The organism is Nitrospinota bacterium, from assembly GCA_016235255.1.
Taxonomy (GTDB): domain Bacteria; phylum Nitrospinota_A; class UBA7883; order UBA7883; family JACRLM01; genus JACRLM01.
This window is the reverse complement of record JACRLM010000093.1, coordinates 1-12,845: the sequence shown is the minus strand read 5'-3', so window position 1 is coordinate 12,845 and position 12,845 is coordinate 1. Positions and strand designations below refer to the sequence as shown.

The following is a 12,845-nucleotide window of genomic DNA, read 5'->3' as shown; positions in this document are numbered from 1 at the left end:
TGGCACGCTCAATCCCTTCCACTTGAGAAAAGAATTTGAAAAAATACTCAGGAGGCTTTTTAATGAGTTATGGGCCAATGAACCATGAGGCGAAAATCCACGCCCCCTTCGGTTACCTTTTCCCGTGAGGCAACGCGCTGGATTCGTTAGCGGAGTTTCCCGGCGGTCTTGCTATAATTCATATGGCCCCCTATTGTTAACGCTTGAGGAAGGGAAACTCCTGATTCGTTACGATTTGTTATGATTACGGCCAGCCGCCAGACTCCTCCCATGGATTTCACCGCGATCCGGCTGGATGGAAGAGCGGAACCCCGCTTTTTTTCGCGGCCTTCATCAAGGCCGCGTCCTGCGTGGCCAACGGCAGCCCAAGCCTCATGGCAAGGTCGAGATATGACGCGTCATAGGTGGAAAGCCCCGTTTCACGCGCAAGCGAGAAGATTTCGTTGAGGGTCCTTTCGGGGGTCTCCTGCTCCACTGTGATCGGCAGGCCGCCCAACAGCGCCAGAAAACGGGCCACGGAGGCCGCGTCAAGGCGCTTTTTCCTTTCGCCCACAAGCAATACGTTGCCAAGTTCAAGAGGCCATATCGCCGGGACGAGCGCTTCCGCGTTCTCCAGGCTTTCAAGGACCGCATCGGCATAACTGTCCTCTTCGTCGTCGAAGCACCACGACATCACCACCGAGTTGTCCACGGCGAAACGGAGCCGGGTCACCGCCTTCCTTCCTCTATCATCCGCCGGATCGAAAGCCCCTTGAGTTTGCGCTCCTTGCGGAACAGCTTCAACTGGCCGATGGTTTCCCGCAAAGGCGTTGCGCGGGCCGGATTGACCGGGGCCAAAACCGCCACCGCCACCCCGCGCCTTGTGATCGTTATCTTCTCCCCTTTGGCGGCGCGCTCGATCAATTCGGGAAGATGTGTCTTGGCTTCATAGGATCCGACTGTCGCCATGGGCCTTCCTTATATAGACTGGTCTGACACTAGTCTAATACTCTTCGAGAAAACATTCCAGCGGCAATTCCACTTAATTCATTTCACCCATATCTATATACATTTATGAATGCTCTCATATAGCGCCCGGGAATTATTTCCGCCATCCCCTTTACTATCACCTGCGCCGGGTCTATATTCTGGAACTGACCAGAGGGTGACAAGGGTTTTACGCGCATGGCCGTCCAAGGCCGTTTGCGCAAAGTCCGGATTCTTAATGGCGGGGATTTTTCCCGCCATGTTTTTTCGCTCATAACCGCGGTCTATGCCGTTATATGGCGCGGCCGCTTAACCGTTCACTTCTTCGCGGAGTTTGTCATGGAAAAACGGAGGGGATTCTTTAAGTGGCCGGGCGTTTCCATGTGGAAACGGACGGCGGCGCTGGCGCTTTTTGCGCTTGCGTTGGGGGCTTTTGGAAGCGCGCAGACCGCCGCCGCCAAAAGCAAGGATGGGAATGACTATGTCATATCCATCAACTACGAGTTGGGGATGCACTGCACGGGATTCGATTTCTCGTACTGTTGCGTGCTCCCGCCGTACAACAGCATACTGACCCAGGTGGTCAAGCACGCCAAGTTCGACAAGTCCGACAGCAGGCCAATCGTCCTTGGCGCCGATCCGAAGGACCCTTCCGTGCTGGTGGACGGGGACAAACGCTACAAGCTGTTCTACGAGCATGTGAACAACACATACTCCGAAGGCAACAAAATGGCCTACTGGAACGTGCCGTATGACATCAACGGCGACGGCAACCCTTATGGCGCCAACGAGTCGGTGGCCAACGCTTATTTCAGGCATCTTTATGTTTACGCCGACCTGGAAGGGTCCAACCCGAAAAAGACCTCCAAGGACTCCGACAAGCTGCGTGTGGGCGTGGAAATCCCGGTGCCTATGGACTCGGGCCCTTCCGGCCAGCCGGTGTCCGGGAGCCATCTGAAGTATTCGGGCGACAAGGGGACCATCGTGTTCACCAAGTCCCCGGTGCTCGACAACGTTCCGATAGTGCTCACAAACCCCGGCATATGGGAGGCGCTCGGCCTTCCGCTCACCCCGTTCCTGGACAACGAGGTGAACAAGGGGATCATGAAGATCACCGAGAGGGACATCCAGCCGTATCAGCAGGCGCGGGTGACGCTGGTGGACGCAAAATCGGGCAAAGCGGTGATGGACACAGGCACCGGCAAACCGGTGTCGTACACCGGCACCAACCCGATAGACGTGCCAAACTGCTATAACTGCCACGCCAACGAGAACGCCAACGGCGGCAAGTTCAACAAGTACAAAGGCGAGATGGAGTACTGGAAATCGGTGGGCGCCTCCGAGTGGTTCTCAAGGCTCAAGGCCACCGCGATTTCCATCATGGAGATCCACGACTCCAGGCACGGCACCGACTTCCTGAAAAACTACAACGCCAAGGCCACTTCCAACAGGCTGGGCCGGGGCGCGGTGCTTTGCCAGGAATGCCACGCGGACAACGTCATCGGCAAGCTTTCATCGAAGAAGGCCGGCGAGGCTTCCGCCACGGTGAAGGACAAGGATGCCGTCATCCCGGCGCTGACCGAGGCGCTGCACCGGACGCACCAGTCCGTGCGGCCGCTGCCCGACTCCAAGGGGCGCACCGGCGCCTGCCAGGGATGCCACCCCGCCCACAGGCAGGACCGCGGCATGGCCGGCTACCCGATAACCACCGACGGCAAGAACGCCTATGAGAACGCGGACAACCGCGACGCGGCGGGCGGCTGTTTCGTCGGCCGCGACGTCCACTCCAACCCCGGCAAAGGGAAAGACCTTGCCAGCAAGAAGCAGCATCTTAACGCGGTGGGGACGTACCTGAAGGACAAGGTCGCCAACGAAGGGGGCAAGTCCAAGGGGCTGTGGTGCACCAACTGCCACAACCAGCTCACCCGCGAATTCTATCAGCGCGACAACCTGCAGAACGCCTTCCTGCAGACCGGCGAGACCATCCGCAACAAATCACTGGATGACATCGCCAAGGCAGTTGGCGTTTCCAAGGACGATCTGGTCAACAAGTTCATCGACCCGAAGACTCCCCTTAAAGGAGAGGACAAGGACTCTGGCGTGATGCTCACATGGGCCAAGAAGCGCCTTGTGCCGGACATCGCGGTGATCGAGGTGAACGACAAGGGGCCGGTGGCCTCCACTGACGCCGACGGCGACGTTAGCGTCAACATCCTTTCCGCCAACCCGGGCGACGCCAGGAAGTTGAAGAACGGGGCGGCTGTGCCGTATGAAGCGGCCACCCACGGCAGGGACTACTGGCTGTCCGCCGGCGAGCCGCATTGCGCGGACTGCCACGCGGCGCCGTTCGTGGAAGGCCAGGGGGGCGTGGCTTTCCCGATCAACCAGCCGGGCAAGTACTCTCTTATGAGGTACTCGAAGGGGCATTCGGGCCTAAGCTGCCAGTTCTGCCACGAGTCCATCCACGGCCTCTACCCTGTCACAAGCAAGGTGGACCTGACGACCTACAAGCAGGCGGCCTCGATGAACCCGGACGGCAGCCATGGCCCGGTGAAGTGCGCCGCGTGCCACACTGTCAACAAGGGGGGCGTGCCGGCCATAGCCGAGAAGCGGCTGTACAACGGCAAGCCGATCGGGAACGACTTTGACGCGGCGGTGTCGTACATCCACGCCACCGCTCCGGATCTTGGCGGCGCCAATCCGAAGAAGTAAGCTGTGAAACACGCGGCCGGAGAACAGGTTTGGACAAAACCGCCTCCGGCCGCTTTTTTATGCGCAACGCCGGCATGCCGTCAGGTTGACGGGGCCACAAGTAAAACGGAGTTTTGAAATAATGCTGTCCGCAAAAACAACTTTAATGACATTTGCGTTACTTGCTTTTTCCGCCCACATGGCCCTGGCGGACACTCCCATCGCCAAGGTGGGTGGCCGGGTCATCACTCTGGAAGAACTCAACAGGACCCTTGGCAGCCTTCCCACGGCGGAGCATCTTGCCGCAGACCAGGCTTTGGAGAAAAACGCCCGGGCGCTGGAAGCTTTGCGCGGAATGATAGACGCCCAGCTTTTATACGATGAGGCGGCCGCTTCGGGCGTTATGGAGAGCAAGGAGTTTATCGCCAAATCGGCTGAATACCGTGAAATAACATTGGCCGGGCTTTACCGTAGAAAGATTTTCGACGAAAAGGCGAAGGTGGGCCCCGCCCAGATCGAAAAGCTCTCCAAAGAAAAAGGATTGAACGCGGAAGCGGCGGCCGCCATGCTCCAGGGAAAAAAACGCAATGAGGCCATCGGAGCCGAAGGGGCCAGGCTTTATGACAAGTACAGGGTGGAGTTCTCGCCGGACATCGCCGCCTTAGAGCCTTCAAAGCTTAAGAACACTGCATTGCTGGTGAAATCCTCGATTTTTGCGATCGGCTATGGGGAGGTGCGCGATAAGGCGGCGCGGGTGGGTCCCGGGAAAAAAGACCTGCTCGAATACCTGGCCGGGGTGGTGGAAGAGAAGCTGTTCGCCGCCGAGGGGAAAGAGGCCGGGCTTGATAAATCGCCACGGTTTAAGGAACTTGTCGCGGAGTTCGACTTGAGCCTGGCGGTGAACATATACCGCGACAAGGTGAATAAAAAGAACGAGCCTTCAAAAAAGGATATCTCAAAATATATCGCTGACAACGACTATCTAAAGTTCCAGCCAAGACGCGCCACGGCGCTTTTGATAGTGACGCAGACGAAGGAACAGGCGGAGGATGTCCGCAAGAAGGCGATTGAAGGCGCAAATTTCCACGAATTGGCCATCGAGTTTTCCGTGGCGCCGGACGCGAAGTCCAACGCGGGCCGGATAGGCGTTTTGACCATTGGCGACAGGCCATACACCTCCATAGACAAAGCGTTGCTTTCGGTGAAACCGGGCGGGATAACGGTACCTGTCCAGGGCTTGCGCGGATACAGCGTGTTCAAGCTTCTGGAAATCACGAAGAAAGAGAAACGCAACGATAAAGAGGCGTCGCCAATGGCGCGGCAGACCATCCTTGAAGAGCGTTTTGAGAAGATTATGGACGCTCTGCGAAAGTCCGGCAAGGTGGAGCTTCTGTACAGCGGCCAATCCGCCGCGAAATAGCGGAAAAGACTTTTAAAACCACAGAGGCGCTTAAGGCCCGGTGATTCCGGCTTATTTACCTCTCCGCGCTTCTGTGACTCTGTGGTGAATTAACTCCTGATTATGCTTCCCCGTGGTCGCCTCGGGCTGTTGCCCAAAAGGTAAAACACACGAAACGAACGCTGTCCGGGGTGTTCTTCACCCCGGACTCTTTGTTTATACAAGCATTACTCACTCGACTTTGGAACATCGGGGTGAAGAACACCCCGATGAGCATTTGGGCAACAGCCCGGCCTGACCACGGATTCATAGCGTTAGAGGGAGATTCTTCGGCTTTGCCCCAGAACGACACCAACAATTCAGCGACTCTGTGGTCTAATTCTTATAACTTCCCCTTAAACCACTTCACCGTCTTCAACAATCCCTCTTCAAGGCTTGAGGCCGCCTTAAAATCCATCAGCGCCGCCGCCCTTGATATGTCCGCCACGGAACGCACGATGTCGTCCGGCCGGGCCGGTGCTTTCAACGGCTCCGCAGGAGCGTTGATTCCGGCCTTTGCCATCGCCGCCGCCAGCGTTTCATAAAGTTTTCCAAGGGTTGTCTCCCGGCCTGTGGCGATGTTCAGGACCACCGCGCCCGGCTCCGTCCGCCGCGAGGCGAGAATGTTGGCCATGGCCGCGTCTTTAACGAATATGAAGTCCCGGCTTATGGATGGATCACCAAAGATTGTTGGCGTTTCACCGTCTAGCATGGACTGTGTCCATCTTCCGATCACCCCGCCATATTGCCCTTGCGTGTTCTGCCTTGGGCCGTAAACGTTAAAGTAACGAAGCCCTGTCATCGCGGCGCCTGTGGCCGCTGAAAAATCCGCCGCGAACCTGTCGTTGGCAAGTTTGCTTTCGGCGTATGGTGATTTTGGATATGGTGGCGAATCCTCCCGGAGCGGCGGTTCGCCATCTCCATAAACCGCCGCGGAACTGGCGTAGATAATCCTGCGCGCTCCCGCGCTGGCCGCCGCTTTGGCGGCTGATTCAAGACCGCCGGCGTTAACGCGGAATGTCTCCTCCGGCCGTTCGAACGAAAGGGGCACGGAGCACAGCGCAGCGTGGTGTGAGACTATCCGCGCCCCGATGGCCGCCTTTTCCATAAGCGCCGGGTCAAGGACGCTCCCGTGGTAAAACGTGAACCGCTCTCCCGCCCCCGGCCCCGCCGCATTGATGGCGTCGTTGATGTTTTCCATCGAGCCGTGGCTTAAGTCGTCCACGCCGGCCACTGTGGCCCCCGTTCGCAGAAGCGCCTCCATCACCGCCGACCCGATGAATCCGGCGCAGCCGGTGACTAACCATTTTTCCGTCATCGGATGATTGTAGCGTGAGGCGGGGATGAATGATAGGCGGGACGCCGTGTTTTGTCATCCCGGAAGCCGTTTCGGTTATCCGGGATCGGGGCCTGTTGTATCGCCGGCATGCCGCCAGAATGGCGGCGTTGCAAAAGGAACCGTGGTCAGGCGACCACGGGGAAGCAAGAAAAACCGAAGCCGTGATGCCGGATCAAGTCCGGCATGACAAAAAGGCCGGAATGACGTCGGAAACCCTCACGTCCTGTAATCGGCGTTTATCCGGATGTAGTCGTACGAAAAATCGCAGGTCCACACCTCGGTGGAGGCCGCGCCCGCGCCAAGGTCTATCACCATGGCGATGTCCCGCAGTTTAAGTCTGGCCGAGGCCTTCTTCTCCCAATCGCCGCTCACAAGGCCTCCTTTGCGGAAGATCGTGACGCCGCCGATGGAAAGGGTCACCCTTGAAGGGTCAATCGGCACGCCGGAATATCCAGCCGCGCAAAGTATCCTCCCCCAGTTTGCGTCCTGCCCGAAAAACGCCGTTTTCACAAGCGGGGACTTGGCGATTGCCATGGCCACCCGTTCCGCCGCCTTTTGCGACGCGGCGCCTTTCACCGCCACCGAAATGAACTTTGTCGCCCCCTCCCCGTCCCGCACAACTTCCTGGGCAAGATGGACGCACGCCTGCGTCACCTTTTCCAAAACCTTGGAGTACGCCGCGCCCGACGGTTTTGCGATCAATGGCGCGCCGGAGGCTCCGTTTGCCATCACCAGGAGCATGTCGGAAGTTGACGTGTCACCGTCCACCGTCACCCTGTTGAACGACGCGTCGCAGGCCCGTTTCGTCAGGTCCCGCACAGCGGCCTTGGACATGGCCGCGTCCGTGGTGATAAAAGCGAGCATGGTGGCCATGGATGGGCTTATCATCCCCGATCCCTTGGCGCACCCGCCTATGGTGACAGTCTTCCCGCCCACGGCCGTGTGCGCCGAAAACTCTTTTTTCACAAGGTCGGTGGTCATGATGGCCTCCGCCGCGTCCCCCCCGCCGATGCGGGAAAGGTTCGGCATGAGCGCCGCCACCCCTTTTTCCACCTTTTCGATGGGCAAAGGCTGCCCGATCACGCCGGTGGAGGCCACGAATATTTTCTCCGGCCCGCACCCGATATGTTTGGCCACGGCGGCGGCCATCCTGCCGGCGTGCACATAGCCCTCCTTTGTGAGCACGTTGGAATTGCCGGAGTTGGCCACTATCCCCATTGCTCCCCCCCTGCGCGCCACTTCCCTGCTCCATATCACCGGGGCGCCCTTCACACTGTTCCTCGTGAACACGCCGGACGCCACGGCTGGCTTTAGGGATATTATTACCGCCAGGTCCTTGGCCGCGGTCTTTTTCACCCCGCAATGGATCCCGCCAGCCGCGAACCCTTTCGGGGCGGTGACCCCGCTCCCCGCGGCCGCCGCTTTCTTTTTCATCGCAACCCCTCCGCTTCGTCAAGCCCGTGCCGTATGTTGAAACACTGCACAGCCTGTCCCGACGCTCCTTTCACAAGATTATCTATGGCGGAGGTGACGATCAGCGTCCCCGTCCGCCCGTCCGCCGTGGCGCTTATGTGTATCCTGTTCGTCCCCACCGCCCACTTCATTTTAGGGAACGAATCGTGGACCGTCACGAACCTCTCACCTTCATAATAATCCTTATACTCCCTCGCCAGCCGCCCGGCGCCCGCCGGATCCTTCATCTTCGCGGTGATGGTGGTGTATATCCCCCTTTCCACCGGGAGAAGATGCGGGATGAACGTCACCCGCACCCGAGTCTGCGCCATCACGGAAAGCTCCTGCTCGATCTCCGGCGTGTGCCTGTGCGACGGGGCGCCGTATGCGTAAAAATCGCCGTAAAGCTCCGCGAGCATGTATTGCGTCTCGGCCTTCTTCCCCGCGCCGGAGACGCCGGAGGCGGAGTTTATCACGATGGACTCATGGTCGAGCCAGTCCTCCCCCATCACCGGGGCAAGCCCAAGGATCGCCGACGTGGGATAGCATCCCGGCACGGCCACAAGGCTGGCTGTGGCGATCTTTTCCCTGTAAAGCTCCGGCAGCCCGTACACGGCGCCGGCCATCGGCTCGGGCGCCGAATGTTTCGCCTTGTACCATTGCTCATACACCGCCGCGTCCCGCAGCCGGAAATCGGCGGAAAGGTCGAACACTTTTATGTTGGCGGCCAGGAATTTTGGCGCCACCGCCATCGCCTCCGTGTGCGGCAGGCAAAGGAACACCGCGCCGATGTTCCGCGTGGTGATGTCCGCGTCGCTCTTCTCAAACACCAGCGGATCGAGCCCGGATAACTTCGGAAACACCTCCGAAAGCGTCTTGCCGGCCAGCGAATCGGAGGTTATCGCCTTCACCCGCACCCCGGGGTGGCGCAGGAGTATCTCCAGAAGCGACTGCCCGGTGTAGCCCGAAGCCCCGATTATCCCCACGTCTATCATATTCACCCTCGCCTTAAATCCGTATAACGTTTAGCCGCCTTGCGCTGTCCGGGGTGTTATTCACCCCGGACTTGTCACATTATAATAGGACATCGGGGTGAAGAACACCCCGCCAAGCGGCGCCGCCAGCCCAAGCGGAAAAACAAAAAGGGCTTGCGCGCGATACGCAAGCCCTTTGATGTACAAGCTTTGTTCCCCCGCTGGGGGAATACGGATCAGCGCTTGGAGAACTGGAACCGCTTGCGGGCACGGGCCCGGCCGGGTTTCTTGCGTTCTTTTTCACGCGGATCGCGGGTGAGCATGCCGGCCTTTTTCAAGGCTCCCCGGAGGGTCTCGTCATACACCTGCAACGCCCTGGCGATGCCGTGCCGCACAGCGCCGGCCTGGCCGCTCAGTCCGCCGCCCCTGACGGTGGCGACCACGTCCATCTTGTCCTTCAGGCCGGTGATCTTCAACGGCTGCAGAAGGAGCATCTCCGAAGTGTCCCTCTTGAAATAATCCCGGGGGGCCACCTTGTTCACTTTCACCGTGCCCGAACCGGGAAGCACCCACACCCTTGCGGTGGCGTTTTTCCTGCGGCCCGTTGCGTAATAGCGGTTTTCCGTCTGCGTCGCCATTTATCTCATCTCCACAGTTGACGGCTGCTGGGCGGCGTGCGGATGCTGCGGCCCGGCGTAAACCTTCAGTTTCTTTATCAATTGCCGGGAAAGCCTGTTCTTGGGCAGCATCCCTTCCACGGCCTCGTAAATAAGCTTCGCCGAATTCTTCGCCATCACCTCCCGCGCCGTGGCGGACTTCAAATGGCCGAAAAACCCGGTGTGGTTATAATAGATCTTCTGGTCAAGCTTGGCCCCGGTCAGCTTCACCTTGTCCGCGTTTATCACCACGACAAAATCGCCGGTGTCCACGTGGGGGGTGAACGTGGGCCTGTTCTTGCCCCGGAGGATGTCCGCTATTTTAGAGGCGATCCTCCCCAAAACCTTGCCATCGGCGTCCACCAGGGTCCACCCCCGTTTTGCCACGGGGAATTCCGCCGGCTTGGCCGAGTAAGTCTTCATGCTCTGTTTCATCGCAAACGCCGTCCTAAAGTTCGATGTCCAAATTCAATGAAAAAGTTAAGTTTAAAGATGTGGCCATAGTTTGTCAACACGAATTTGTTTTCTTTGCGCTGGCAACCAGGCAATGCCCTTCCCTGGGAGCGCGGCCAACTTACTCGTAAATCTTTTTCTCCACATTTATAAGGGGGAGTACGCCGAAGGCGGGAGGGGGTAATGGTTTATGCGAAACTATCGCAAATCGTTTACCACCCCGTCGGCTAAAAGCCGCCACCCCTCCTTAAAAAAGGAGGGGAAAAATATTCCGGGCGCGACGCCAGCGCTCCCAGGAGGAAAACACCCCCGATGCCATTACACAACAAAAAAAGTTAAAAGTTAAGTCCCTTTCTTACTTTTGTGTTACCGGGCTACGGGTGGCTATTCCCCACCGTCTCCCCTCCTTTGGGGGTGCTTTCTGGCTTCTTTAGATACTTTCCGGATTTTGCATCCTCGAGCAATTGGGAGTTGCTTGGCTTGGCAGTCTGCATCCTTTCATCAATAGCCGGTACGGATTTTCTGTCAAAACCACACTCTTTGTCCGCCGCGATTATCAACAAGCGGTTGTAGCGTTGTCGAAGGGCGTCGTACTCCACTTTTTCAGATTCCTTCAAGTCCAAAAAGAAGGCGCCAGGCCAAAATAGCAAACCAGAAACGAACGCTAAAGCAACTTGTCCTTCACGCTTTTTCACATGCTCGGCATATTTCTTGTTGATTTCATCTTCGGTCTGGGAAAGTTCCACATCTAGCGCCCGGCAAGACCGATGCTCATCGTCCGGTTGATATACAGTGATTGGCTGCGGTTGACGGCCAGCGCAGGAAATCATAAAACAAGCAAAAATGAAAAAACTTATAAGTCGGGTAAGCATCATTTTCTCCTCATTCTCATCGCTTTGGACTGCTAATGATAGCTTGCGCAAGAACCACTATTGCACAATACCAAGCTGCCGCCGCTGTTTGTATAAGTGTATGACCCATTAAAAACGCTGCATGAGGAACTTGGGCCACAGCTTTGCAACGATGCCGAGCCGGAGGACTGATCTCCTATAGCTATGGCATTGCAGTAACAGTTGATGTTGGTGGTTGTCAGGAAATACATAACGCCCCAGGCGTTGAAATGCCCACCGGTGAGATCCATGGGCATATTGTCGCTATCACGCTTCCATAGCGAGAAGAATTCTTTGTCCGATGACCCGCCACCGCCGCCACATGCGGTAAAGGCTCCAACGAAGATAAGCAGTAAAACAGCTATTAATGGATTAAGTCTTGCTTGCTTGCTTGCTTGCTTGCTTGCTTGCTTCGCAACATCGGTACCGTCCCCCTCAGCTAAAGCCGTTATGGCGATTTAAGAAATATGAATCAAGAAAGGTTCTTGATTTTATACCAGAAAAACAGTCCCGGTATCAATAAAAGATTGCCTTGCCTTGGGAAATTGACGCTCACGCGATTTAACGCTGTATCGTAAAAAAATCTCTTCATGCCGCTTGACGCACCGGCGGTTTCAAACCAAAATGGGATTTTACCGTCGTTTTGGAGAATATTGAAGATGCATCCTTGGTTTGACATAATCCCGGGGGAAAAGGCGCCCACATACGTCAACGCCTTTATAGAAATAGAGAGAAACTCCCGGCTGAAGCTGGAACTGGACAAGACCACCGGCCTTTTGAAAGTGGACCGTGTGCTGCACGGCGCCGTGCATTACCCCCACAGCTACGGATTCATCCCGCAATCATATTGCGAGGACCACGACCCGATAGACATCTTCGTGCTATGCTCGGAGACCATCCCATCCGGAACGATGGTGGAGTCCCGCGTGATCGGCATGATGGAGATGCTAGACCAGGGGGAACTGGACGACAAGGTGATCGCGGTGGCCGCAAACGACCCGGCCTACGACGAGATATTCAACATAAGCCAGCTTCCCCGCTACAAGCGCGACGAGCTGAAAAAGTTCTTCGAGGAATACAAGACCCTGGAGAACAAAGAAGTGAAGGTGAAGGACTTCCTCAACCACGACGAGGCGGCCAAGGCTGTGCAAAAGGCGCTGGACTATTTCGCGCGGGAAAAAGAGTCGCTTCTGCGCCAGCATGGCCACACCCCCGCGGCGGTTTGATCGGCCCGGCCACCGTCCGGCGAATTATCACGCTGGACGGGAAAGTTGCCGTCGCCGAAAAATGGACTTTTGTTTTGCGCGCAACGATATATAATTGACGATTCGTGAATCGCGAAAGCCCTCGTAGCTCAGCAGGATAGAGCGCCGGATTCCTAATCCGTAGGCCGTGAGTTCGAATCTCGCCGAGGGCACCATTTTTCATGGGGTTACAACTCTTTAGCTAGCGGTAAAAAGTATCGGTCGTCATATGGTCGTCACTGCGGGGGCTTGGAAACACATATTGTTTAAGATTTTGCATAATTAGCATGGTGACAAGCAAACCAACATTTTTTAGCATTTTTTCGGGGTGTGGCGGATTTGACCTCGGATTTGTCGATGCTGGTTTTACTTGCCTTGGTGCTGTAGATATTAATCCAACAGTCCTAGCTGTTCACTCCTCCAATTTTCAGTCCCCAACATATTGTGCAGACTTATCCATTGGCAAACTTCCTTTTGATCACAAAATAGCAACAGATGTATTATTAGCTGGCTCACCTTGCCAAGGATTTTCGACAGCCGGTAAACGAGATATTGATGACCCAAGAAATAGCCTTCTGCTTGCTGCAGGAAAAGTAGCAATAAGGAAAGTGTCCTAAACTTAGTTGAAACGAAGGTATGACCTCACCTGCTACCATGTTTTTGAACGAAAACAACGGAAAGCAAGGAGGTCACATGAAAAGAGTAAACGGTAACGGGAAAACTGGCAAGGGAAGAATGGATT

General features: G+C 56.6%; 12 protein-coding genes and 1 tRNA gene. 5 read left to right on the top strand and 8 right to left on the bottom strand.

Translation table 11 applies throughout. The annotated features are described in order from the left end of the window. Positions 1 to 277: 277 nt before the first annotated feature. Positions 278 to 673 carry a type II toxin-antitoxin system VapC family toxin gene (locus HZB29_12520; protein ID MBI5816422.1) on the bottom strand — a complete coding sequence of 132 codons (396 nt, stop codon included), beginning with the start codon at positions 671 to 673 and terminating at the stop codon, positions 278 to 280. 35 nt (positions 674 to 708) lie between these two features. Beyond that, the gene (locus tag HZB29_12515) at positions 709 to 948 is read right to left on the bottom strand and encodes a type II toxin-antitoxin system prevent-host-death family antitoxin (GenBank protein MBI5816421.1); all 240 of its coding nucleotides are present in this window, start codon (positions 946 to 948) and stop codon (positions 709 to 711) included. Between the two features lie 357 nt (positions 949 to 1,305). Between HZB29_12515 and HZB29_12510 the strand changes: the two genes are divergently transcribed. Next, positions 1,306 to 3,678 (top strand): hypothetical protein, encoded by a 2,373-nt coding sequence (locus HZB29_12510; GenBank protein MBI5816420.1) that lies wholly within the window; start codon positions 1,306 to 1,308, stop codon positions 3,676 to 3,678. Positions 3,679 to 3,823: 145 nt separating this feature from the next. Continuing rightward, positions 3,824 to 5,077 (top strand): peptidylprolyl isomerase, encoded by a 1,254-nt coding sequence (locus HZB29_12505; GenBank protein MBI5816419.1) that lies wholly within the window; start codon positions 3,824 to 3,826, stop codon positions 5,075 to 5,077. Between the two features lie 361 nt (positions 5,078 to 5,438). Here HZB29_12505 and HZB29_12500 read toward each other — a convergent pair whose 3' ends face one another. The 6 genes from HZB29_12500 to HZB29_12475 all read right to left on the bottom strand — a co-directional run bounded on the left by HZB29_12500 (position 5,439) and on the right by HZB29_12475 (position 10,844). Continuing rightward, positions 5,439 to 6,413: an NAD-dependent epimerase/dehydratase family protein gene (locus tag HZB29_12500; protein MBI5816418.1), complete on the bottom strand. Its 975-nt coding sequence runs from the start codon at positions 6,411 to 6,413 to the stop codon at positions 5,439 to 5,441. Between the two features lie 237 nt (positions 6,414 to 6,650). Next, positions 6,651 to 7,868: a bifunctional glutamate N-acetyltransferase/amino-acid acetyltransferase ArgJ gene (gene argJ, locus HZB29_12495; protein ID MBI5816417.1), complete on the bottom strand. Its 1,218-nt coding sequence runs from the start codon at positions 7,866 to 7,868 to the stop codon at positions 6,651 to 6,653. Beyond that, positions 7,865 to 8,881, bottom strand: coding sequence for an N-acetyl-gamma-glutamyl-phosphate reductase (locus HZB29_12490; GenBank protein MBI5816416.1), 1,017 nt, complete (start codon positions 8,879 to 8,881; stop codon positions 7,865 to 7,867). Before HZB29_12490 ends, argJ begins: the two co-directional genes overlap by 4 nt. Positions 8,882 to 9,096: 215 nt before the next feature. Next, entirely contained in the window at positions 9,097 to 9,498 is a 402-nt protein-coding gene (gene rpsI / locus HZB29_12485; GenBank protein ID MBI5816415.1) for a 30S ribosomal protein S9, read from the bottom strand. Further along, positions 9,499 to 9,939, bottom strand: coding sequence for a 50S ribosomal protein L13 (rplM, locus tag HZB29_12480; protein ID MBI5816414.1), 441 nt, complete (start codon positions 9,937 to 9,939; stop codon positions 9,499 to 9,501). It lies immediately after the preceding gene. Between the two features lie 404 nt (positions 9,940 to 10,343). After that, complete coding sequence (locus tag HZB29_12475) at positions 10,344 to 10,844, bottom strand: hypothetical protein (protein MBI5816413.1); 501 nt, start codon at positions 10,842 to 10,844, stop codon at positions 10,344 to 10,346. A 674-nt stretch (positions 10,845 to 11,518) separates the two neighbouring features. Between HZB29_12475 and HZB29_12470 the strand changes: the two genes are divergently transcribed. From HZB29_12470 to HZB29_12460, 3 genes are all read left to right on the top strand, one after another. Next, positions 11,519 to 12,085: an inorganic diphosphatase gene (locus HZB29_12470; GenBank protein ID MBI5816412.1), complete on the top strand. Its 567-nt coding sequence runs from the start codon at positions 11,519 to 11,521 to the stop codon at positions 12,083 to 12,085. A 117-nt stretch (positions 12,086 to 12,202) separates the two neighbouring features. Continuing rightward, positions 12,203 to 12,279: transfer RNA gene (locus HZB29_12465), tRNA-Arg, on the top strand. 111 nt (positions 12,280 to 12,390) lie between these two features. Next, positions 12,391 to 12,720 (top strand): DNA cytosine methyltransferase, encoded by a 330-nt coding sequence (locus HZB29_12460; protein ID MBI5816411.1) that lies wholly within the window; start codon positions 12,391 to 12,393, stop codon positions 12,718 to 12,720. Positions 12,721 to 12,845 lie beyond the last annotated feature (125 nt).

Coding starts and splice junctions, on each gene's coding strand:
- HZB29_12515 (MBI5816421.1), bottom strand. CDS start 948: ATGGCGACAGTCGGATCCTATGAAGCCAAGACACATCTTCCCGAATTG.
- HZB29_12470 (MBI5816412.1), top strand. CDS start 11,519: ATGCATCCTTGGTTTGACATAATCCCGGGGGAAAAGGCGCCCACATAC.
- argJ (MBI5816417.1), bottom strand. CDS start 7,868: ATGAAAAAGAAAGCGGCGGCCGCGGGGAGCGGGGTCACCGCCCCGAAA.
- HZB29_12500 (MBI5816418.1), bottom strand. CDS start 6,413: ATGACGGAAAAATGGTTAGTCACCGGCTGCGCCGGATTCATCGGGTCG.
- HZB29_12505 (MBI5816419.1), top strand. CDS start 3,824: ATGACATTTGCGTTACTTGCTTTTTCCGCCCACATGGCCCTGGCGGAC.
- HZB29_12510 (MBI5816420.1), top strand. CDS start 1,306: ATGGAAAAACGGAGGGGATTCTTTAAGTGGCCGGGCGTTTCCATGTGG.
- rplM (MBI5816414.1), bottom strand. CDS start 9,939: ATGAAGACTTACTCGGCCAAGCCGGCGGAATTCCCCGTGGCAAAACGG.
- HZB29_12460 (MBI5816411.1), top strand. CDS start 12,391: ATGGTGACAAGCAAACCAACATTTTTTAGCATTTTTTCGGGGTGTGGC.
- HZB29_12490 (MBI5816416.1), bottom strand. CDS start 8,881: ATGATAGACGTGGGGATAATCGGGGCTTCGGGCTACACCGGGCAGTCG.
- rpsI (MBI5816415.1), bottom strand. CDS start 9,498: ATGGCGACGCAGACGGAAAACCGCTATTACGCAACGGGCCGCAGGAAA.
- HZB29_12520 (MBI5816422.1), bottom strand. CDS start 673: ATGTCGTGGTGCTTCGACGACGAAGAGGACAGTTATGCCGATGCGGTC.
- HZB29_12475 (MBI5816413.1), bottom strand. CDS start 10,844: ATGATGCTTACCCGACTTATAAGTTTTTTCATTTTTGCTTGTTTTATG.